At 72.5% G+C, this 21,070-nt stretch carries 18 protein-coding genes; 5 read left to right on the top strand and 13 right to left on the bottom strand.

Annotated elements, in window-relative coordinates:
* Positions 1–81: 81 nt before the first annotated feature.
* From S1361_RS29750 to S1361_RS29735, 4 genes are all read right to left on the bottom strand, one after another.
* A complete protein-coding gene (locus S1361_RS29750) occupies positions 82–1,593 on the bottom strand; it encodes a glycoside hydrolase family 3 protein (RefSeq protein WP_208034972.1) in 1,512 nt (503 codons plus the stop codon).
* A gap of 8 nt (positions 1,594–1,601) precedes the next feature.
* Entirely contained in the window at positions 1,602–2,432 is an 831-nt protein-coding gene (locus tag S1361_RS29745; RefSeq protein WP_208034971.1) for a carbohydrate ABC transporter permease, read from the bottom strand.
* Positions 2,429–3,427, bottom strand: a complete 999-nt coding sequence (locus S1361_RS29740) for a carbohydrate ABC transporter permease (RefSeq protein ID WP_208034970.1) — start codon at positions 3,425–3,427, stop codon at positions 2,429–2,431. Before S1361_RS29740 ends, S1361_RS29745 begins: the two co-directional genes overlap by 4 nt.
* A gap of 78 nt (positions 3,428–3,505) precedes the next feature.
* Positions 3,506–4,786, bottom strand: coding sequence for an extracellular solute-binding protein (locus S1361_RS29735; protein ID WP_208034969.1), 1,281 nt, complete (start codon positions 4,784–4,786; stop codon positions 3,506–3,508).
* A gap of 303 nt (positions 4,787–5,089) precedes the next feature.
* Between S1361_RS29735 and S1361_RS29730 the strand changes: the two genes are divergently transcribed.
* Positions 5,090–5,905 (top strand): GntR family transcriptional regulator, encoded by an 816-nt coding sequence (locus S1361_RS29730; protein ID WP_208034968.1) that lies wholly within the window; start codon positions 5,090–5,092, stop codon positions 5,903–5,905.
* Between the two features lie 153 nt (positions 5,906–6,058).
* Here the strand turns inward: S1361_RS29730 and S1361_RS29725 are convergent, their stop codons facing one another.
* From S1361_RS29725 to S1361_RS29715, 3 genes are all read right to left on the bottom strand, one after another.
* Positions 6,059–6,481, bottom strand: a complete 423-nt coding sequence (locus S1361_RS29725; protein WP_208034967.1) for a DUF6299 family protein — start codon at positions 6,479–6,481, stop codon at positions 6,059–6,061.
* Positions 6,482–6,673: 192 nt separating this feature from the next.
* Complete coding sequence (locus S1361_RS29720) at positions 6,674–7,072, bottom strand: RidA family protein (protein WP_208034966.1); 399 nt, start codon at positions 7,070–7,072, stop codon at positions 6,674–6,676.
* Entirely contained in the window at positions 7,069–8,199 is a 1,131-nt protein-coding gene (locus tag S1361_RS29715) for an acyl-CoA dehydrogenase family protein (RefSeq protein ID WP_208034965.1), read from the bottom strand. Before S1361_RS29715 ends, S1361_RS29720 begins: the two co-directional genes overlap by 4 nt.
* A gap of 186 nt (positions 8,200–8,385) precedes the next feature.
* Here S1361_RS29715 and S1361_RS29710 point away from each other — a divergent pair, with 186 nt between their 5' ends.
* On the top strand, positions 8,386–9,978 hold the full coding sequence (locus S1361_RS29710) for an AMP-binding protein (RefSeq protein ID WP_279577630.1): 1,593 nt from the start codon (positions 8,386–8,388) through the stop codon (positions 9,976–9,978).
* 15 nt (positions 9,979–9,993) lie between these two features.
* Entirely contained in the window at positions 9,994–10,806 is an 813-nt protein-coding gene (locus tag S1361_RS29705; protein ID WP_208034964.1) for a PaaX family transcriptional regulator, read from the top strand.
* 24 nt (positions 10,807–10,830) lie between these two features.
* On the opposite strand, the gene S1361_RS29700 is transcribed toward S1361_RS29705, so the two are convergent.
* Complete coding sequence (locus tag S1361_RS29700; RefSeq protein WP_208034963.1) at positions 10,831–13,098, bottom strand: bifunctional salicylyl-CoA 5-hydroxylase/oxidoreductase; 2,268 nt, start codon at positions 13,096–13,098, stop codon at positions 10,831–10,833.
* 6 nt (positions 13,099–13,104) lie between these two features.
* Positions 13,105–13,932: an enoyl-CoA hydratase family protein gene (locus S1361_RS29695; protein ID WP_208034962.1), complete on the bottom strand. Its 828-nt coding sequence runs from the start codon at positions 13,930–13,932 to the stop codon at positions 13,105–13,107.
* Between the two features lie 298 nt (positions 13,933–14,230).
* Between S1361_RS29695 and S1361_RS29690 the strand changes: the two genes are divergently transcribed.
* The gene (locus S1361_RS29690; RefSeq protein WP_208034961.1) at positions 14,231–14,683 is read left to right on the top strand and encodes an ATP-binding protein; all 453 of its coding nucleotides are present in this window, start codon (positions 14,231–14,233) and stop codon (positions 14,681–14,683) included.
* Here the strand turns inward: S1361_RS29690 and S1361_RS29685 are convergent.
* The 4 genes from S1361_RS29685 to S1361_RS29670 all read right to left on the bottom strand — a co-directional run bounded on the left by S1361_RS29685 (position 14,643) and on the right by S1361_RS29670 (position 20,047).
* Positions 14,643–16,091, bottom strand: a complete 1,449-nt coding sequence (locus tag S1361_RS29685; RefSeq protein ID WP_208034960.1) for an amino acid permease — start codon at positions 16,089–16,091, stop codon at positions 14,643–14,645. The two genes, S1361_RS29690 and S1361_RS29685, sit on opposite strands and share 41 nt — an antisense overlap.
* 110 nt (positions 16,092–16,201) lie before the next feature.
* Positions 16,202–17,224, bottom strand: coding sequence for an ornithine carbamoyltransferase (argF, locus tag S1361_RS29680; RefSeq protein WP_208034959.1), 1,023 nt, complete (start codon positions 17,222–17,224; stop codon positions 16,202–16,204).
* Between the two features lie 72 nt (positions 17,225–17,296).
* Positions 17,297–18,520, bottom strand: coding sequence for an arginine deiminase (locus S1361_RS29675; protein WP_208034958.1), 1,224 nt, complete (start codon positions 18,518–18,520; stop codon positions 17,297–17,299).
* A 165-nt stretch (positions 18,521–18,685) separates the two neighbouring features.
* Positions 18,686–20,047, bottom strand: a complete 1,362-nt coding sequence (locus S1361_RS29670; protein WP_243769348.1) for an AfsR/SARP family transcriptional regulator — start codon at positions 20,045–20,047, stop codon at positions 18,686–18,688.
* A gap of 101 nt (positions 20,048–20,148) precedes the next feature.
* On the opposite strand from S1361_RS29670, the gene S1361_RS29665 reads away from it, so the two are divergent.
* Positions 20,149–21,063 (top strand): macro domain-containing protein, encoded by a 915-nt coding sequence (locus tag S1361_RS29665; RefSeq protein WP_243769347.1) that lies wholly within the window; start codon positions 20,149–20,151, stop codon positions 21,061–21,063.
* Positions 21,064–21,070: the final 7 nt, after the last annotated feature.

The raw sequence follows: 21,070 nt of genomic DNA, 5'->3' as shown, positions 1-21,070 counted from the left end.
CACAGAGTGCGGTGGAGATCCGGGAATGGAGCACGATCGAGTGGGCCGCCCGCTGCGGCGGGCGGCCGGTGAGCCCGTGGGTCAGCCCGCGACGACGGCTTCCGCCGCCGCCACACCGCACACCCGGGCGGCGCCGTAGGTGGCGATGTGCAGGGCGCCGCGCGGCGGGGCCTGCGGCAGGCCCATCTCGACCACGACGGTGTCGGGCCGGGCGGCGAGCAGCGTGTCGAGCGCGGAGCGCATCCAGTCGTGCCGGTGCTCGTCGCGGACCACGGCGACGATCCGGCGGTCCTCGGCCGCGGCGAGGACGGCGGCACCGGCGCCCTCGCCGGTGAAGGAGCCGGAGGCGGTGCCGGGCAGCCGCCGCTCCAGCTCGGCGGCGACGCCCCAGGGGGTCTCGTCGCCGACGGCGATGTTGGGCGTGGGGTTGAACTGGGCGACGTACACCGGTGCGGTGACCGGTGCGGCGGCGCCCGCGCGGGTCACGGTCAGCGCGCGGCGGGCCGCGACCAGGCCGATCTCCGGGGCGGCCGGCGTCTTCTCCGCGTCACCGCGGGCCGCGACGGTCCAGGCGGCCAGGTCGCGGACCCGGGCCGCGGCGTCGGCGAGCCGTTCCTCGGGCAGTTCCCCGGAGCGTACGGCGGCCACGAGCGCGTCCCGCAGCTTCAGTACGGTGCCCTCGTCGCACAGTCCGCCGCCCACGCAGATGGCGTCGGCGCCGGCCGCGATGGCGAGGACCACGCCGTGTTCCAGGCCGTAGGTGCCGGAGATCGCACGCATCTCCATGCCGTCGGTGACGATCAGGCCCTGGTAGCCGAGTTCGCCGCGCAGCAGCTCGGTGAGCACGCGCCGGGACAGGGTGCCGGGGCGGTCCCGGTCGAGCGCCGGCACGAGGATGTGCGCGCTCATGATCGCCCGGGTGCCGGCGGCGATCGCCGCGCGGAACGGGGGCAGTTCGCGTTCGTACAGGGTGTCGGCGTCCACGTCGATGCGGGGCACGGCGTGGTGGGAGTCGACGTTGGTGTCGCCGTGGCCGGGAAAGTGCTTGGTGCAGGCGGCGACGCCGGTGGACTGCAGGCCCTCGACCCAGGCGGCGGTGTGCCGGGCCACCAGGTCGGGGCTCGCGCCGAAGGAGCGGACGCCGATGACGGGGTTGTCGGGGTTGGCGTTGACGTCGGCGGAGGGTGCCCAGTCGAAGGTGACGCCGCAGGCGGCCAGGCGGCGGCCCAGCTCGCGGGAGACGGCCCGGGTGAGACCGGGGTCGTCGACGGCGCCGAGGGCGTGGCTGCCGGGGAAGGAGGAGCCGGTGCGCACGTCGAGGCGGGTGACGTCGCCGCTCTCCTCGTCGATGGCGACCAGCAGGTCGTCGCGCTCGGCGCGCAACTGCCGGGTGAGCGCGGTGACCTGCTCCTCGCCGACGACGTTGCGGCCGAACAGGGCGACGGAGGCGAGGCCCTCGCCGAGGCGGCGGCGCACCCAGTCGGGGGCGGTGGTGCCGTCGAACCCCGGCTGCAGCACCGCGAGGGCGTCCCGGGCGAGGGTGTCACCCGCTGCGGAGCCGCCGCCGGACGCGGTGGTGGCGATGGTGGTCATCGGGGACGTCATCCCTTCACGGCGCCGTCGGTGAGACCGCTGACAGCCTTGCGTTGCAGGAAGATGAAGAGGATCAGGATGGGCAGCGCGAACAGGGACGAGGCGGCCATGGTGGCGCCCCAGTCGTCGCCGAAGGCGGTCTGGAACTGGGACAGCCACAGCGGCAGGGTCTGCTTCTCGATGTCCTTGTTGAGGATCAGGACGAGCGGGAACTCGTTCCAGGCGGTGACGAAGCCGAACAGCGAGGTGGCCATCAGGCCGGGCGCGAGCAGCGGGAAGATCACCTTGACGAAGGCCTGGGTGCGGGTACAGCCGTCGATCATCGCCGACTCCTCCAGCTCCTTGGGCACGGCGGCGACATAGCCGCGCAGCGTGAGGAGGGTGAGGGGCAGCACCATCACCGTGTAGAAGACGGTGAGCGGGACCAGGCTGTTGAGCATGTCGTTGTCCCGGACGATCATGTAGATGGCGATGATCATGACCTCCCAGGGGGCCATCTGCGCCAGCATGAACGTCACGATGAGACCGCGCCGGCCCTTGAACCGCATCCGCGCCAGGGCGAAGGCGGCGAACAGGGCGATGACGAGCGAGAAGACGACCGACAGGACCGTGACGGTGACGGAGTTGAGGACCAGGGTCCAGAAGTGGTCCGCGTCGACGGCCTTCTTGAAGTGTTCGAGGGTGGCGTCGGTCGGGAACCACACCGGGTCCTCGGCGATGATGTCGCCGGTCGGCTTGAAGGCCGTGGCGAACATCCAGTACACGGGGAACACGAAGCCGACGAAGAGGACGACGGCGGTCGCGTTGGGCCAGAAGCGGCCGAAGAGCGAGCGCTTCACAGCTCGTCCTCCTCTTGCTTGAGCACCATGCGCAGGTAGTACGAGGTGATGACGAGCAGGACCAGGATGGTCAGGAAGGAGATGGCGGCGCCGACTCCGAAGTGCTGGTTGCCGACACCCTCGACGTAGGCGTAGATCGGCAGGGTCTCGGTGAGGTGGTCGGGGCCGCCCTCGTTCATCGCGAAGATCTGCGGGAACGCCTTGAAGATCCAGATGACCTCGAGGAAGGTCGTGGCGTACAGGAAGGGCCGCAGGAACGGCAGGGTCACCGAGGTGAAGCTCTTCCAGGCCCCGGCGCCGTCCAGGGAGGCCGCCTCGTACAGCTCCCGGGGGATCGTGGTGGTCGCGGCGTAGAGGTTGATCGCCACGAAGGGTATGGACTGCCAGACCAGGAGCAGGGTGATCACGGCGAAGGTGGAGAACTGGGTCTGCAGCCAGTTGTGGTCGGCCATGGAGTGCCAGCCGAGCTTGTCCAGCACCCAGTTGACGACACCGAAGCGCTGGGCGAACAGCCACTGGTAGACGGTGGTGGCCGCGATGACCGGCATGGCCCAGGCGAGGACGAGACCGATCATCAGCAGCAGCCGCATCCTGCCGCCGAGCCGGGCCAGCAGCAGGCCGACCAGGGTGCCGAGCACCATGATCAGTGCGACGTTGACGGCGGTGAAGAAGACGGAGCGCTCGACGACCCGCCAGAAGTCCCCGCCGCTCAGCACCTCCCGGTAGTTCTCGACGCCGTTCCACTCGGTGAGGTGCTGGATGAGCTGGCGCGGATTGAGGTTCTGGAACGACAGCATGCCGTTCTTGACCAGGGGCCAGCCGAGCAGCACCACGGTGGCCAGCAGGGCGGGCAGCAGGAGCAGGTAGGGGGCGGCGGATCGGCGCCGGGACGGGGCGCCGGCGGTGCGGCTGTCACCGCCCGGCGGGACCGGCACCCGGGCCTTGCGGACAGCGGGCTCCCCGGCCGTGTCCGTGCCTTCGGTCTGCACTGACATGAGTTGCCATCTCTTCCGTGGCCGTACGGACGACACAGGTGAGCCGGGGGCGCGGGCGTGGCGCCCCCGGCGCGGTCATCAGTTCTGCTGGGCCAGGCGCTTGTTGATCTCGCTCTCGACCTGCTTGGCGGCGTCCGCGGGGGACTTGCCGTTCAGCACGGCCGTCATGTACGACTTGATCGGGTTCGGGTTGTTCTCCACCGCGCCCCACTCGGGGATCAGCGGGGTGGTGCCACCGACGGCGGCAGCCGGAGCGGCGGCCTCGGCGACGGCGTTGCCCTTGAGGCTGGTCTCCAGGGACTTCTTGTTCGGGATGACGCCGTTGAGCTTGGCCAGTTCGCCCTCGTACTCGTCGGAGAGGGCCACCTTCAGGAACTCCTTGGCCAGGGCCTGCTTCTTGCTGCCCTGGGCGACGGCGAGGTTGGAGCCGCCGAGGAAGACGCCCTCGGGCTTGCCCGCGGTCTCACCGGGGATGGTGAAGTAGCCGAGGTCCTTCTCGATGGCCTTGTTGGCCTGGACGGCCGTACCGGCCTCCCAGCCCATGCCGATGAACGCGCCGGTCCTGCCCTTGGCGAAGACCTCGGCCTGCTGCGGGGTGGCCTCGTCCTTGTCCTTGGGCGCCTTGGAGTAGGAGGCGTACTTCTTGTAGATCTCCATGGCCTTGGCGACCTTGGGGTCACCGAGGTTGGAGACGTACGTGTCGCCTTCCTTCTTCACCAGGTCGGCGCCCTGGCCGATGGTCAGGCCGTCGAAGAAGTACCAGTTCTGGCCGGGCAGGTAGATCGGCTCGGCGTCGGTCTTCTTGCCGATCGCCTCCAGGTCCTTGAAGAACTCGTCCCGGGTCTTCGGGGTGTCCTTGATGCCGGCCTTGGCCCAGATCTTCTTGTTGTAGACGACGACGCGGTTGGCGAAGTACCAGGGAGCGGCGTACTGCTTGCCGTCGTAGACGGAGGACTGCGAGACCGACGGCGTCCAGTCGGCGCCGATCTCCTTCTTCAGGTCGCTCAGGTCGGCGAGGCCGCCGGTCGCCGCGTAGGCCGGGGTCTGGGTGTTGCCGACCTCCAGCACGTCCGGCGGGGTGGACTCGGACAGGGCGGTGGTGATCTTCTGCTGGATCCCGTCCCACTTCTGCGTCTCGAACTTCAGCTTGGCGCCGGTCTTCTTCTCGAACGCGGCCGTGACGTCCTTGACCCACTGGTCCGGCGTGGAGCCGTCCATCGCCCAGACCGTCAGGGTCTGGCCCTTGAAGCTGTCCGGTCCCGCGTTCTTGCCGCTGTCGTCGCCGTCGTCCCCGCCGCACGCCGACACGGAGACCATCATGCCCGCGATCACGATCGCGGCCGCAAGCTTGCGCTTCACGCCACCCTCCTCAGGGATGCCACTAACCCCCCACGCCCTCTGCGGTGACCTGCGCACGACGCTGCTGACACGTAGGGCTCGGGATCTGGCCACTAATGGTGTAGACCAGTACGCTGGAGCTTGGCCTAGACCTTTCGGGGTGTCAAGGGTGGTTCAGGAAGCCGGTCCCGGCCGTTACGAGAAAGTCACCGGAGTGCGGCCGTCCGCATTCCGCCCCTTTCGCCCGGACCGTTCAGTTGGACTAGACCATAAGGGAGTTGGTCGCTATAACGGGAGCCCATCGACACAGCCGGGAAGGCAGGCATGACCACCGACGTCAGCAGCGCCCAGCCGCACAGAGGGGCGTCCGGCCGCACCGCGCGCGTGCCGAAGTACTACCGGATCAAGCAGCAGTTGCTCAGCATGGCCGAGGCTCTGCAGCCCGGCTCGGCCATGCCCGCGGAACGTCTGCTCGCCGTCCGGTTCGACACCTCGCGGACCACCGTCCGGCAGGCGCTCCAGGAACTCGTCGGCGAGGGCCGGCTCGACCGGATCCAGGGCAAGGGCACCTTCGTCGCCCAGCCCAAGCTGTACCGCACGCTCCAACTCACCTCGCACACCGAGGACATGCGCGCCCAGGGGCTCACCCCGGCCTCGCAGGTGCTGGACCTCGCGGAGGTGCCCGCGGACGAGAAGCTGGCGGACCTGCTCGGCATCGGGATCGGCGAGAAGGTGCTGCGCATCGAGCGGCTGCGGCTGGCCGGCGGCGACCCGATGGCGATCGAGACGACCCACCTGTCCGTACGGCGCTTCCCCGGTCTGCGCCGGTCCCTGGCCACCTGCCCGTCGCTCTACACGGTGCTCACCGAGGTGTACGGCGTCGATCTCGCCGAGGCCGACGAGACCATCGAGACCTCGCTGTCGACCCCGCGCGAGGCACAGTTGCTCGCCACCGACGTGGGGATGCCGATGCTGCTGCTGTCCCGGCACTCGCGGGACGCGCAGGGCTCACCCGTGGAGTGGGTGCGCTCGGTGTACCGGGGGTCCCGCTACAAGTTCGTGGCCGCCCTGCGCCGGCCGGACGCCCCGGTGATCCGGCGGAGGCCGGCTCCGGACCGGGACGGGCTCGGCGGCGCCTGAACCGGCCGCGGACCAGGAAACCGGGGTGACCGGCGTCGTCGGCGGTCGAGGCGGTGCGGTACCGGCCGCCGGGCGTCCGACGGTCCGCCGGACCCGCGGCCGTGCGGCCCCTTCGGTGACGGGCCGGACGGCGGACGGGTAGGCCCCCCGGCGTCACTCCTGGCTCAGCGTGATGGTCCGGCTCGTCACCGCGCGGAGGGCCGGCAGCGGGGTGCCGCCCGAGGGGCGCAACTCCCTGAGCGTGGCCTCCGCCTGGGCCGCCCCCGCTCTCAGCGTCGCCGCCGAGACCTTGCCGGAGTTCTCCCAGTGGTGCTCGGCGCCGTCGCACCGGGCGGCGCCGCCGCCCCCGGGTTCGAGGCGGGCGTCACCCTGACTGAGCGAGGAGCCGACGAACACCGGCCCGGTGGCGCCGGTGCAGCGGTAGGTTCCGGACAGCGTCACGGTGCCGTCGGACGCGAGCCGGCCGACCGGGTCGACGGTGATCAGCTCGGAGGGGCCGGCGGCGGCCGGGCCGGCGGCGGGGCACAGCAGCGCGACGGCGCCGAGGGCCGTGGCGAGAACGGGGCGTACGGGCATGGGATACCTCCCGGTTCCAGGGGCCGAGGGTCTCCACTGGTACCGGGCGTCCGGGCCGCAGGACGTGACCGTAGCCCCATCGGTGGCGCGTCACGGCCACGTCCGGGCCGGTAACGGCGGGGGTACGGCCCAGGGGGGCGAGGGTGCCGGGGCTCCGGTCCGGACCGAGCCCGGCGTGATCCGGACGGGGCCCTAGGGCAGTACGGCGAACCCGTCCAGCTCCACCAGTGCCCGCTCGTCCCACAGCCGTACGACCTCCACGACGGCCATCGCGGGGTAGTCACGGCCCGCCGACTCCCGCCAGATCCGGCCGAGTTGCGCGGCGTGGGCGCGGTACGCGGCGACGTCGGTGGCGTAGACGGTGACCCGGGCGAGGTCGGCGGGGGTGCCGCCGGCCGCGCGCAGGGCGGTGAGGAGGTTGCCGAGGGCCTTCCCGAACTGCTCGGGCAGCGTCTCGCCGGTGATCTTGCCGTCACCGTCGAGGGCGGTCTGGCCCGCGAGGAACACCACGCGGGAGCCGGTCGCGACGACGGCGTGCGAGAAGCCCGTGGGCGGGGCCAGTCCGGGCGGGTTGACGCGCTCGGTCGTCACCGGTCCTCCTCGTGTGCCGTGGCGTACAACTCCTTGGCGATGATGCCCCGCTGGACCTCGCTGGCGCCCTCGTAGATGCGCGGCGCGCGCACCTCGCGGTAGAGGTGTTCGAGGAGGTGGCCGCGGCGCAGGGCGCGGGCGCCGTGCAGCTGGACGGCGGTGTCGACGACGTACTGCGCGGTCTCGGTGGCGAGCAGCTTGGCCATCGCGGCGCGCCGGGGGACGTCGGCGGCTCCCGCGTCGTGGGCCGCCGCGGCCGCGTACACCATCAGCCGGGCCGCCTCGGTACGCAGGGCCATCTCGGCCACCTGGTGGGACACGGCCTGAAGGTCCATCAGCCTCCCGCGGAACGCCTCGCGCCGGCGGGTGTGGCCGATGGTGGCGTCCAGCGCGGCCTGCGCCATGCCGACCGCGAACGCGCCCACGCTGGGGCGGAAGAGGTTGAGGGTGCCCATGGCGACGGCGAAGCCGCGGTCGGGTGCGCCGAGCACGTCGGCGGCGGTGACGGGCACGGCGTCGAAGTCGAGGGCGCCGATGGGGTGCGGCGAGATCATCTCCAGCGCGCTGCCGGTGAGTCCGGGCCGGTCGGCCGGGACCAGGAAGGCGGTCACCCCGCGGGCCCCGGCGCCGGGTGTGGTGCGGGCGAAGACGGTGTAGAAGTCGGCCTCCGGGGCGTTGGAGATCCAGCACTTGGCGCCGGTGAGCCGCCAGCCGTCGCCGTCGGCCTCGGCCGCGAGGGCCAGCGCCGCCGCGTCCGAACCGGCGCCGGGCTCGCTCAGCGCGAAGGCGGCGACCGCGCTGCCGTCGGCGACGCGGTGCAGCCAGCGCCCGCGCTGGGCCGGGGTGCCGTGGGCGTGCACCGGGTGGGCGCCCAGGCCCTGCAGGGCGAGTGCGGTCTCGGCCTCGGTGCAGGCCTGGGCGAGGGACTCCCGCATCAGGCACAGGTCCAGCGCGCCGGCGGAGAACAGCCGGGCGAGCAGACCCAGTCGGCCGAGTTCGGCGAGGAGCGGCCGGTTGACGCGGCCGGGCGCGCCCCGGTCGGCGAGCGGGCGCAGCCGCCGGCCGGCCAGCTCGCGCAGCTCGGCGCACCAGGCGGTCTGCTCGGGTCCGAGCGAGAATGCGGACACGGCCGGTCCTCCCTCCGGGATCGCGTCCCGAGGCGGGTCCCCGCCCCGTTCCGTACCCCACCTCGCGACGTTATCGCGTGCAGTTGACTGCCGTCACCAACACGATACGCTCAAGGCGCGAGCCCACCAGGTAGCCCGTTCGGACATCTGTCCCGGACATCTGTCACGGCAAGGGGGCGGACCGCCATGCATCTCTCGGCCCACGTGGACACCTTCGCGCGCGACCATCTGCCCCCGCCGCACGAGTGGCCCGAGCTGCGGTTCGACCTGCCGGAGCTGCGGTACCCCGATCGGCTGAACTGCGCCGCGGAACTCCTGGACCACACCGAACCGGACCGCCCGGTGTTCCGCACCCCGGACGGCGCCGTCTGGACCTACGGCGAGCTGCGCGCGCGGGTCGACCGGATCGCGCACGTGCTCACCGGTTCCCTGGGCGTGGTCCCGGGCAACCGGGTGCTGCTGCGCGGCCCCACCACGCCCTGGCTCGCCGCCTGCTGGCTGGCGGTGCTGAAGGCGGGCGCGGTCGCGGTCACCGTACTGGCCCAGCAGCGCCCGCACGAGCTGGCGACCCTGTGCCGGATCGCCCGGGTGAGGCACGCGCTGTGCGACATCCGCGTGGCGGACGACCTGGCGAGGGCCTCGATACCGGGGCTGCGCGTCACGACGTACGGCGGTGACACACCCGGCGACCTGCTGCACCGCCCGGCGCCCGCCGGCCCCTACCCGGCGGTGGACACCGCGGCCGACGACGTCGCCCTGATCGCGTTCACCTCCGGTACGACGGGGCGCCCGAAAGGGTGCATGCACTTCCACCGCGATGTGCTGGCAACAGCCGACACCTTCTCACGGCATGTGTTGCGCCCCCATGCCGACGATGTCTTCGCCGGCAGTCCCCCGCTGGGTTTCACCTTCGGTCTCGGCGGGCTCGTGATCTTCCCGCTGCGGGCCGGCGCCAGCGCCCTGCTGCTGGAACAGGCGGGCCCCCGCCAGCTGCTCCCCGCCATCGCCGAACACCGCGTCTCGGTCCTCTTCACCGCGCCGACCGCCTACCGCGCCATGCTGGAGGAGCTGGACAGACACGACGTGACGTCCCTCAGGCGCTGCGTCTCGGCCGGCGAGAACCTGCCCGCGGCGACCTGGCGGGCCTGGCACGACCGGACGGGCCTGCGCATCATCAACGGCATCGGCGCCACCGAGCTGCTGCACATCTTCATCTCGGCCGCCGACGAGCGGATCCGGCCCGGCAGCACGGGGGTGCCGGTGCCCGGCTGGCAGGCGCGCGTCCAGGACGCCGACGGCAAGCCGGTGCCCGACGGCGAGCCCGGGCTGCTGGCCGTACGCGGCCCGGTCGGCTGCCGCTACCTCGCCGACCCGCGGCAGCGGGAGTACGTCCGGGACGGCTGGAACATCACCGGCGACACCTACATACGCGAGGCCGACGGCTACTTCCGCTATGTGGCCCGCGCCGACGACATGATCATCTCGGCCGGGTACAACATCGCCGGCCCGGAGGTGGAGGAGGTGCTGCTGCGCCATCCCGACGTGGCCGAGACGGCGGTCGTCGGCCGTCCCGACGAGGCCCGTGGCCAGGTCACGGTGGCCTACACGGTGCTGCGCACGGGCGCCCGGCGCGACCCCGAGGCGCTGCGCGCGTTCCTCACCGCCGAGCTGGCGCCGTACAAGTGCCCGCGCGAGTTCGTCTTCCTCGACGCGCTGCCCCGCACGGCCACCGGCAAGCTCCAGCGCTTCCGGTTGCGCACCGAAGGTGACCAGCAGTGATGCAGACGACCTAAAATGATCAACGTGTCCGAGCAGCACGCCCCCAGGTCCCTCATCGTCACGCTCTACGGCGCGTACGGCCGCTTCATGCCCGGCCCGGTGCCCGTCGCCGAGCTGATCCGGCTCCTGGCCGCGGTCGGCGTGGACGCACCGTCCGTGCGTTCCTCGGTGTCCCGGCTCAAACGGCGCGGGCTGCTGGTGCCGGCCCGCACGCGGTCCGGTGCCGCCGGGTACGAACTCTCCGCCGAGGCGCGCCAGTTGCTGGACGACGGCGACCGGCGCATCTACGCGGGCGCGCCCGTCGCGGACGAGGGCTGGGTGCTCGCGGTGTTCTCGGTCCCGGAGTCGGAGCGGCAGAAGCGGCATGTGCTGCGCTCCCGGCTGGCCGGCCTGGGCTTCGGCACGGCGGCCCCGGGGGTGTGGATCGCCCCGGCCCGCCTGTACGAGGAGGCCGAGCACACCCTGCGCCGGCTGCGCCTGGATCCGTACGTGGACTTCTTCCGGGGCACGCACCTGGGGTTCGCGGCCACGGCCGACGCCGTGGCCCGCTGGTGGGACCTGGCGGCGATCGCCAAGGAGCACGAGCGCTTCCTGGACGCGCACGCGCCGGTCCTGCACGCCTGGGAGGAACGCGCCGACACCCCGCCCGAGGAGGCGTACCACGACTACCTCCTCGCCCTCGACTCCTGGCGCCACCTCCCCTACACCGACCCGGGCCTGCCCATCCACCTCCTCCCGGCCGACTGGCCCGGGCTCCGCTCGGCGGAGGTCTTCCGCGGCCTGCACGAGCGGCTTAGGGACGCGGGGGCCGGGTTCGCGGGGCTGTGAGGCGGGCCCGGCCGACGCGCCGTCTCAGCCGCCGAGCGACAGTCGCGGTTTGGGGGCGTCCGTCCGGCCGGTCTGCGGTCGCCTGCTGCCGGCCCGGTAGGGGGCGGGCCAGACGACGCCCGGTCCCTCGTAGCCCTGCTCGGCCGCCGCGTGCAGGGTCCAGTGCGGGTCGAACAGGTGCGGCCGGGCCAGCGCGCACAGGTCCGTACGGCCCGCCAGGACGAGCGAGTTGACGTCGTCCCAGGAGGAGATGGCGCCGACCGCTATCACCGGGACGCGGACCTCGTGCCGGATCCGGTCGGCGAACGGCGTCTGGTACGAGCGCCCGAACTCCGGCCGCTCCTCGGCCACCACCTGCCCGGTGGACACGTCGATGGCGTCGGCGCCGTGCGCGGCGAAGGCGCGGGCGATCCCGACGGCGTCCTCGACGGTCGTCCCGCCCTCCGCCCAGTCGGTGGCCGAGATCCGGACCGTCATCGGCCGCTCGGCCGGCCACACCTCGCGTACGGCGTCGAAGACCTCCAGCGGGAACCGCAGCCGCTTCTCCGGCGAGCCGCCGTAGGCGTCGGTGCGCCGGTTGGTGAGCGGGGAGAGGAAGCCGGAGAGCAGATAGCCGTGGGCGCAGTGCAGTTCGAGCAGGTCGAAGCCGGCCCGCGCGGCCCGCCAGGCCGCGGCGGCGAACTGCTCGCGCAGGTCGGTGAGCTGGGCACGGGACAGCTCGCGCGGCGTCTGGCCGCCCGGCTTGTACGGCAGCGGGGAGGCGGCGACCAGGGACCAGTTGCCGGTGGGCAGCGGCTCGTCCATGCCCTCCCACATCGGCTTCGTGGAGCCCTTGCGGCCGGAGTGGCCGAGCTGGACACCGATCGCGGTGCCCGGGGACCGGCGGTGCACGAAGTCGGTGATCCGGCGCCAGGCCTCGGCCTGCCGGCCGGTGTAGAGGCCGGCGCACCCGGGCGTGATCCGGCCCTCCGCGCTGACGCACACCATCTCGGTCATCACCAGGCCGGCCCCGCCGAGGGCGCGGGCGCCCAGGTGGACGAGATGGAAGTCGCCGGGGACGCCGTCGGCGGCGGAGTACATGTCCATCGGCGACACGACGACCCGGTTGCGCAGGGTCAGGCCGCGCAGCCGGAACGGCGTGAACATCGGCGGTGTGCCGGCCGGGCAGCCGAACTCGCGCTCCACGGACGCGGTGAAGCGGGAGTCGCGCAGCCGCAGGTTGCCGTGGGTGACCCGGCGGCTGCGGGTGAGCAGGTTGAAGGCGAACTGGCGGGGCGGCTGGCCGAGGTACAGCGGCAGGTTCTCGAACCACTCCAGGCTGGCGCGGGCGGCCCGCTGGGTGGAGGCGACGACGGGTTTGCGCTCCTCCTCGTAGGCCGCGAGTGCCTTGTCCAAGGAGTCCTGTTCCGCCAGGCAGGCGGCCAGCGCGAGGGCGTCCTCCACGGCGAGCTTGGTGCCGGAGCCGATGGAGAAGTGGGCGGTGTGCGCGGCGTCGCCCAGCAGGACGAGGTTGCCGTGCGACCAGCGTTCGTTGGTCACCGTACGGAAGGTGGTCCAGGCCGACGTACCGGAACGCAGGGGGCGTCCGCGGAGCGCCTCTTTGAAGATCTTGGCGCAGCGCGCCACCGATTCCTGCTCGCCGAGTTCGCCGAAGCCGGCCTTCCGCCACACCTCCTCGCGCATCTCGACGATGACGGTCGAGGCGTCCGCCGCATAGGGGTAGCCGTGCAGTTGCAGCACGCCGTGCTCGGTCTCGGCGATCTCGAAGCGGAAGGCGTCGAAGGCGAAGTCGGCGGCGAGCCAGATGTAGCGGCAGCGGTGTCCGGTCACCTGGGGGCGGAACACGGAGGCGTACGTCTCGCGGGTCGTGCTGCGGACTCCGTCGGCGGCGACGACGAGGTCGTACTCGGCGCAGAGGGTGGCCGGGTGGGGGGCCTCGGTGCGGAAGACGAGCCGCACGCCGAGCGAGCGGCAGCGTTCGTGCAGGATCGCCAGGAGCCGGTGCCGGCCCAGCGCGGCGAAGCCGTGGCCGCCGGAGCGGTGGCGGGTGCCCCGGTGCACTATGTCGATGTCGTCCCAGCGGACGAAGTCCTGCCGCAGCGCCTCGTAGACGACCGGGTCGGCGTGTTCTATGCCGCCGAGGGTCTCGTCGGAGAGGACCACGCCGAAGCCGAAGGTCTCACCGGGGGCGTTGCGTTCCCAGACGGTGACGTCGCGGGCCGGGTCGAGGCGTTTCAGCAGGGCTGCGGCGTAGAGCCCGCCGGGGCCTCCGCCGATGATCGCCACGCGCACCGGACCTCACCTCCCCCGCCACTTCGGCGGGCGCTTCTCCGTGAAGGCCGCGTGGAACTCCGCGTAGTCCTCCCCGTTCATCAGCAGGGCCTGGGTCGAGGCGTCGAGTTCGACCGAGGCGGCCAGCGGCATGTCCAGCTCGGCCGTCAGCAGCGCCTTCGTCTGGGCGTACGCCAGGGCGGGGCCGTCGGCCAGGCGGCGGGCCAGCGCGGCGGCCGCCTCGTCGGTCCGGCCCTCCTGCGTCAGCTCGCTGATCAGGCCGATGCGCTCGGCCTCGGGGGCCCGGACCGGGTCGCCGAGCATGAGGAGCCGGGTGGCGTGGCCGAGGCCGACGACCCGGGGCAGCAGATAGGCCGCGCCCATGTCACCGCCGGACAGGCCGACCCGGGTGAAGAGGAAGGCGAACCGGGCCGAGGGGTCCGCGACGCGGAAGTCGGCCGCCAGGGCGAGGACGGCCCCGGCGCCCGCGGCCACGCCGTGCACCGCGGCGATCACCGGGAACGGGCACTCGCGGATCGCCCGGACGACCTGGCCGGTCATCCGGTTGAAGTCGAGCAGCCGGGCGGTGTCCATGTCCAGCGTGGCGCCGATGATCTCGTCCACGTCACCGCCGGAGCAGAAGCCGCGGCCCTCGCCGGCCAGGACCAGGGCGCGCACCGAGCGCTCCCGGGACAGTTCGGCGAGCAGGTCGCGCAGGTCGGCGTAGGCGCCGAAGGTGAGGGCGTTGAGCTTCTCGGGCCGGGCGAGGGTGACGGTGGCCACCCCGTCGGCGATCCGGACCCGCAGGTGCGTCCAGTCGGCGGTGCGGGCGGCGGAACCGGTGAAGGGACTCATGACGTGCGGCCTCCTAGCGCGGCGGTGCCGTACGTTGCTCTGCCCCACGAAGTTATCACTTGTTTGTGACTGTCGTCACGGGGGCGCGACATACCGGGCTCCGACCGGCGGTTTCCGGTCACGTCGGTCACCGGTTGTCGACAGCGGCGTAACAGTGGGCTCGGGCGGGAGAGGCCGGCCGCACGCCTGGGTAAGCCGCCCGGTACCGGGGCCGGGAGGTTCCGGGCGAAGCCCCCCGACCGTCCGCGGTGGCCGGGCCCGTACCATTCCTACAGTCGAAAGCAGGACAGCCTGCTCCATGAACGGACTCGCCTTGCACGAACGCCCTGCCGAATCGGCCTCCTGGCGCATCGCGCTGCCGCACACGACAGCGGCGGTGCCGGTGGCGCGCGCTCTGGTGCGCTCGGCTCTCACCGAGGTGGAGCACGTGGCCGACTGCGACACGGCGGAGCTGCTCACGGCCGAGCTGGTGGCCAACGCGGTGGAGCACACCGCCGGGCGCGGCCCGATCGAGCTGGTGGTGGAGCTGCAGCCGACCGGCTGCCAGGTCGAGGTGCACGACCCGGACCCGGCGCCGCCCGGCCAGCTGACCCGGCCCGTGCTGGAGGAGCCCGACGTCTGGCAGGAGGGCGGGCGCGGGCTGCTGCTGATCCGCGCCCTCAGCTCGTCGTGCGGGCACCGCCCCACCCCGTCGGGCAAGGCGGTGTGGTTCAGACTGCCTGTGGTTCCCGCTCAGCGGCGGCCGGTGTGACCTCGGCGGCCGGCGGCCGGGCCAGCGTGGAGTGCCGGCGGCCGTAGACGCCGTAGACCAGCAGGCCCACCGCGAGGAACACGGCGAACTGGAGCCAGGTCCGCCAGCCGGTCTCGTACATCAGGTACAGGCAGAAGCCGACGCCGAGCAGCGGGGCCACCGGGTACAGCGGCACCCGGAAGCTGCGGGTGAGGCCCGGTTCGCGGCGACGCAGGGCGATCACCGTGATGTTGACGACGGCCATGACCGCGAGCGTGCCGATGGTGCACAGGTTCATCACGGCGTCGAGGGAGGCGAAGGCCGCGGGGACGGCGAAGACGACGGCGACGATCAGCGTGCCGGCAACCGGCGTGGAGGTCCGCGGGGAGACCTTCTCGAAGACGCGCGGGATCAGTCCGTCCCGGGACATCGACATCAGGATGCGGGTCTGCCCGTACATCACGGCGAGGACCACGGAGGCGATGGCGACGACCGCGCCGAAGGCGACGACACCGCCGCCGACGGTGGAGCCGGTGACCTCGTTGACGACGTAGGAGAGCGCGGCGGGGCGGCCGGCGACCTGGTCGCCGCCGATGGCGCCGATCGCGGCGAGCGCGACCGCGCAGTACAGCAGGGTGACCAGGCCCATGCAGACGAGGATCGCGACGGGGATGTCCCGGCGCGGGTTCTTCGCCTCCTCGCCGGCGGTGGTGATGGCGTCGAAGCCGATGTAGGAGAAGAACGCCGCGGTGGTGCCGGCGCCGATGCCGCCGAGGCCGGCCGGGGAGAACGGGGTGAGGTTGCCGTCCTTGAAGGCGCTGTAGCCGATGGCGCAGAAGGCGAGCAGGATCGCGAGCTTCACGGCGGCCATGGCGGCCGTGGCCCGGGCGCTCTCGCGCACCCCGCGCACCAGCAGCACGGAGGCCAGGGCGATGACGATCACGGCCGGGAGGTTGACGATGCCGCCGTCACCGGGGCCGGCGGAGAGCGCGGCCGGGAACTGGAGGCCGGTGAGGCTGTGCAGCAGCTCGTTGACGTACTGGCTCCAGCCGACCGCGACGGCCGAGATGGAGATGCCGTACTCCAGCAGCAGGCACCAGCCGACGAGGAAGGCGGTGGACTCGCCGAGGCCGGCGTAGGCGAAGGAGTACGAGGAACCGGAGACCGGGATCGCGCCGCCCAGCTCCGCGAAGGACAGGGCGGTGAAGACGCAGGTGATCGCGGCGAGGACGAAGGAGACGACGACGGCCGGGCCGGCCTGGGCGACGGAGTCGGAGAGGCCGACGAAGATGCCGGTGCCGACGATGGCGCCGACGCCGAAGCAGATGAGCTGGAAGAGGCCCATGGTGCGCTTCAGGCCGTGTCCCTCGCGGTCGGCTCCGGATTCGGCGACGAGCAGGTGCGGGGACTTGATGCGGGGAGCGGGCATGCGGGTGGTGCTCGTTTCTGGTGGTGCGGGCGCCCTGCGTAGGGGCGCGGCGACGGCAGCGGAAGGGGTGGTTCCGGGCCGCCGGTCAGGATAAGGCCTGGTGAGGCGGGTCAGGCAAGGCTTTCCCGGGCGAGTGTGGCCACCAGCACCGCCTTGATGGTGTGCAGGCGGTTCTCGGCCTCGTCGAAGACGACCGAGTGGGCGGACTCGAAGACCTCGTCCGTCACCTCCAGCGACGCCAGGCCGTGGGCCTCGTGGATCTGCCGGCCCACGGCGGTGCCGAGGTCGTGGAAGGCCGGCAGGCAGTGCAGGAACTTCACGTCCGGGTTGCCGGTGGCGCGCAGGACGTCCATGGTCACGGCGTACGGGGCGAGGGCCGCGATCCGCTCGCTCCAGACCTCCTTGGGTTCGCCCATCGAGACCCAGACGTCGGTGGCGACGAAGTCGGCGCCCAGGACGCCCTCGGCGACGTCCTCGGTGAGGGTGACGCGGGCGCCGCTGGCGGCGGCCAGCTCGCGGGCGCGGTCGACGATCTCCTGGGCGGGCCAGTAGCTCTTCGGGGCGACGATCCGCACGTCCATGCCGAGCAGGGCGCCGGTGACCAGGTAGGAGTTGCCCATGTTGAAGCGGGCGTCCCCGAGGTAGGCGAAGGCGATCTTCCGCAGCGGCTTGGCGCTGTGCTCGGTCATGGTGAGCACGTCGGCGAGCATCTGGGTGGGGTGCCAGTCGTCGGTGAGGCCGTTGTAGACGGGCACGCCGGCGTACGCGGCCAGCTCCTCGACCTTGGCCTGGCTGTCGCCCCGGTACTCGATCGCGTCGTACATCCGGCCCAGCACGCGGGCGGTGTCCTTCACCGACTCCTTGTGCCCGATCTGCGAGCCGACCGGGTCGAGGTAGGTGGTGTGGGCGCCCTGGTCGGCCGCGGCGACCTCGAACGCGCAGCGGGTGCGCGTCGAGGTCTTCTCGAAGATCAGCGCGATGTTCCTGCCCCGCAGGTACCGTGTCTCGGCCCCGGCCTTCTTGGCGGCCTTCAGCTCGGCGGCCAGCTCGACCAGGCCGCGGAACTCCTCCTCGGTGAAGTCCGCCTCCTTGAGGAAGTGGCGGCCGGCGAGGGCGGTCGGGACTGTCGCCATGGCGGGGCGCTCCAGGGGTGAGGGCTACGGGACGCTGGAAGTCTATACGATCCTTCACATTTATATGCGACGTCATACGGGATCCCGCTCCACGGGACAGCTCATGCACCGCGGGCCGCCCCGGCCCCGGCCCAGCTCGCTGCCCGGGATCTCGATCACCTCGATGCCCTGCTTGCGCAGATGCGTGTTGGTGGTGGAGTTCCGCTCGTAGGCGACGACGACCCCGGGCTCGACGGCGAGCACGTTGCAGCCGTCGTCCCACTGCTCGCGTTCGGCCGCGTGCACGTCCTGCGTGGCGGTCAGCACCCGGATCTCGCCGAGGCCGAGCGCGGCGGCGATCGCCCGGTGCATGTGCTCCGGCGGATGGTCGGTGACCTTCAGCTCACGTTCTCCGACGCCCGGTTCGATGGTGTACGAGCGGAGCATGCCGAGGCCGGCGTACTGGGTGAACGTGTCGCCGTCGACCATGGTCATCACCGTGTCGAGGTGCATGAAGGCGCGCCGCTTGGGCATGTCGAGCGCGACGATCGTACGCGCCGAGCCGGCCGCGAACAGCTTGTGCGCCAGCATCTCCACGGCCTGCGGGGTGGTGCGCTCGCTCATGCCGATCAGGACGGCGCCGTTGCCGATCACCAGGACGTCACCGCCCTCGATGGTGGAGGGGTAGTCCACCTGCCCCCGGGACCACACGCGGAACGTCTCGTCACGGAACAGCGGGTGGTGGCGGTAGATCGCCTCGAAGTGGATCGTCTCCCGCTGCCGGGCGGGCCAGCGCATGGCGTTGATGGAGACGCCGTCGTAGATCCACGCCGAGGTGTCCCGGGTGAACAGGTGGTTCGGCAGCGGGCGGAGCAGGAAGTCGTCCAGCTCCATGACGTGGAAGCGGACCGAGGTCGGCTCCGCGTGCCTCGCCAGGAACTCCCGCTTGGTCATCCCGCCGACCAGGGCGTCGACCAGCTCGCCGGGGGTCATCCCGTCGAAGGCGGCGCGCAGGTGGCCGGTGGCGAGCGGGCCGTACTCCTTCTCGTCGAAGACCCGGTCCAGGACGAGCGCGCGGGCCTCGGGCAGCGCCAGGGTCTCGGCGAGCAGGTCACCGAAGAGGTGGACCTCGACCCCGCGGTCGCGCAGTACGTCGGCGAACCCGTCGTGTTCGGCGCGCGCTCGGCGCACCCAGAGCACGTCGTCGAAGAGCAGGGCGTCCTTGTTGCTGGGGGTGAGCCTCTTGAGCTCCAGATCCGGCCGGTGCAGGATGACGCGGCGCAGCCGCCCGGCCTCGGAGTCGACATGGAATCCCATGCCTCCATCCTGACCACCGGGGCCCCGCTTCACCCGCCGCTCGGCGGTTTCCGCATCGCCGATTTCCGCCCCGGGAGCGGCGCGGCGGGGCCCGGAAGCGTTCCGGAAGCGGGCGGTGACTGTCGGCGGAAGCGGACGGGGAGCTTTGCTGGGGGTGTGAACAGGTCAGACCGTGCCGGTCGGCGGCAGTACCGGGCCCCGCTCGTCCGCGCCGCGCAGGAACGCCTCGACCGCCGAGAGGTCGGTCCGCTCCAGCTCCGCGTCCCGGACGACGATCCGCAGCTCGGGGCAGACGGCCGGGTCCTGGCGCAGGCTCTCGGTGAAGGTCTCGACGATCAGCGACAGCAGCTGGGTGTGGTCGAGTTCGACGAGGCGCGACAGGCCGGCGCCGATCAGCGGTATCGCCACGGGTCTGAACAGGCCGTGCAGCGCGACCGACGGCCACAGGCGTTCCAGGCTCAGCCGCAGGTCGGCCGGGGCGGACCGGGCGCGCAGGTCGTTGCCCAACCGCGAGTAGGCGAGGGCGAAGACGCGGCGTCTGCCGACCGGGACCGGCACGGTCGTGCCGATCGGGTAGCGGGTGCGCCGGCCGCGCGGCTTGGCCCGGACGCTCTCGGTGGCCAGCGGGACGACCTCCTTCAGCCCGCGCCGCAGTTGGTCGTCCAGCAGCCGGTGCCGGCCCGCGAAGAGGCGGTCGACCAGCTGCCCCTGCACGCTCTCCCGGCTGATGACGATGTCGTCGGTGGAGGTGTCGAAGGTGTCGGAGAACCCCACGACCAGGTTGGCGTCCTCCTGGTCGAACAGGTCACCGCGCACCACGACGACGTCCACCCGCAGCCCGCGCAGGGTGTGGCGCAGCAGTTCGTCTCCGTGCCGCTCGCGCAGCCGGGCGTTCAGCCGGGCGAGGACGGCGGCGGCCTCGGGGTCCTCCGGCCGTTCCCGGACGGTCTGTTCGGCCACCGGGAGGGCGAGGTCGTAGCGGCCCAGCGCGGTGTGGCCGGCGATCAGTTCCCGCAGCGCGGTCTCCCGCAGCTGGGTCAGCCGCCGGGCCGGTGCGCGCGCGAACTCCTCGCCCTGCACCTCGGTCAGCGGCCGGCCGCGCCACAGCCGCAGGGCGTCGGTCAGCAGCCGGACGGCCGAGGCCGGTGCCGCGCGCAGCGCGTCGCCCACCAGGCGCGTGAACTCGGCGCTGTCCAGCTCGTCGTCGGACAGGTCGAGCCGGTAGGTGCTCTCGGCGCCGCGCGCGGTCGGCAGCCGGTCGGTGCGCACGATCCGGGCACCGTGTCCCGGCCCCGCCCGGTCGAAGGCGCGGCGCAGCTCAAGGATCCGTTTCTGCACCTCGTTGCGGTTGCGCAGGTCCTGGTGCGGCAGTTCCACGGTCGGCTGCCAGACGTCCAGGTACAGCCGGCGCGCCGTGACGGCCTCGCCGTCGGCGGCGACCAGCCGGGCCAGCAGCCGGGCGGTGAGCGGGGTGAGGCGTACGGCGGTGCCGTTCACGTCCAGCCGGACGGGGCCCAGAACGCTCACCCGTATGCACGGTGCACGGGTCTGCACGCGCCTCGCCCCCTCCGCCGCGTGACGTCCCGTCGACAGTGCCGTCAGCGTACCAAGGTGACCTGGAGCGAAGCATGCGATTGACCGGTCGGCACTCCTCGCCGCGGCCCGGGCGGCTGCGTCCCCTGCGGTCGTGGCGCGGGCGGCGGGTGTTCGCGGGCAGCGTGCTGGCGGCCTTCGGCGGGGTGTCGGCCGTGGTGCAGTTCGCCGGCCAGCTGTTCCCGGGCGTCGTCTCCCGGCCCGGGCTGGTGCTGGCCGGCTCCGTCACCCTGTGCCTGGCCTGGGGGCTGGCCCGGGCGCGCCCGCAGGCCGCCGTGCGGCAGGAGTTCACCCGCCCCGGGATGACGGTGGTGGTGGAGGAGGGCGATCTCTTCGACCAGCCCGGCCAGCTGGTGGTGGGGTTCACCGACACCTTCGACACGGTCGTGGACGACGGCGTCGTCATCAACGACGGCAGCGTGCAAGGGCAGTTGCTCGCCCGCCGCTACGCCGGGGACGCACGCCGGCTGGACGCGGAACTGGCCACGGCGCTGGCGGGGGTGACGCCGGTGGCGTGGGAGAGCGCGCGGGACAAGCCGCGGGGCAAGCGGGCCCGGTATCCGGTCGGCACGGTCGCCGTCCTCGGCACCCGGCCCGACCTGGTCTTCGCCGTCGCCTACAGCCGGATGGGCAACGACTGCGTCGCCTCCTCCAAGGTCCAGGACCTGTGGCTCGGCCTGGACCGGCTGTGGGACGCCGTCCACCGGCACGGCCAGCTGGAACGCCTCACCATGCCGTTGACCGGGGCGGGTCTGGCCCGGCTGCACGACATGGACGAGGACAGCCTGCTGCGGCTGATCCTGCTGTCCTTCGTCGTGCACTCGTGGGAGCGGAGGATCTGCCGCGAGCTGCACGTGGTGATCCGCCCCGGTGAGCTGGGGCGGATCGACCTGCCGGAGACCGGCGCGTTCCTGGCCGGTCTGGCGGCGGGCGCCCGGCGCCATGTCTGACGCCGGG

Source organism: Streptomyces cyanogenus (genome assembly GCF_017526105.1).
Lineage (GTDB): Bacteria > Actinomycetota > Actinomycetes > Streptomycetales > Streptomycetaceae > Streptomyces > Streptomyces cyanogenus.
This window is presented reverse-complemented; position numbering and strand designations above follow the sequence as displayed.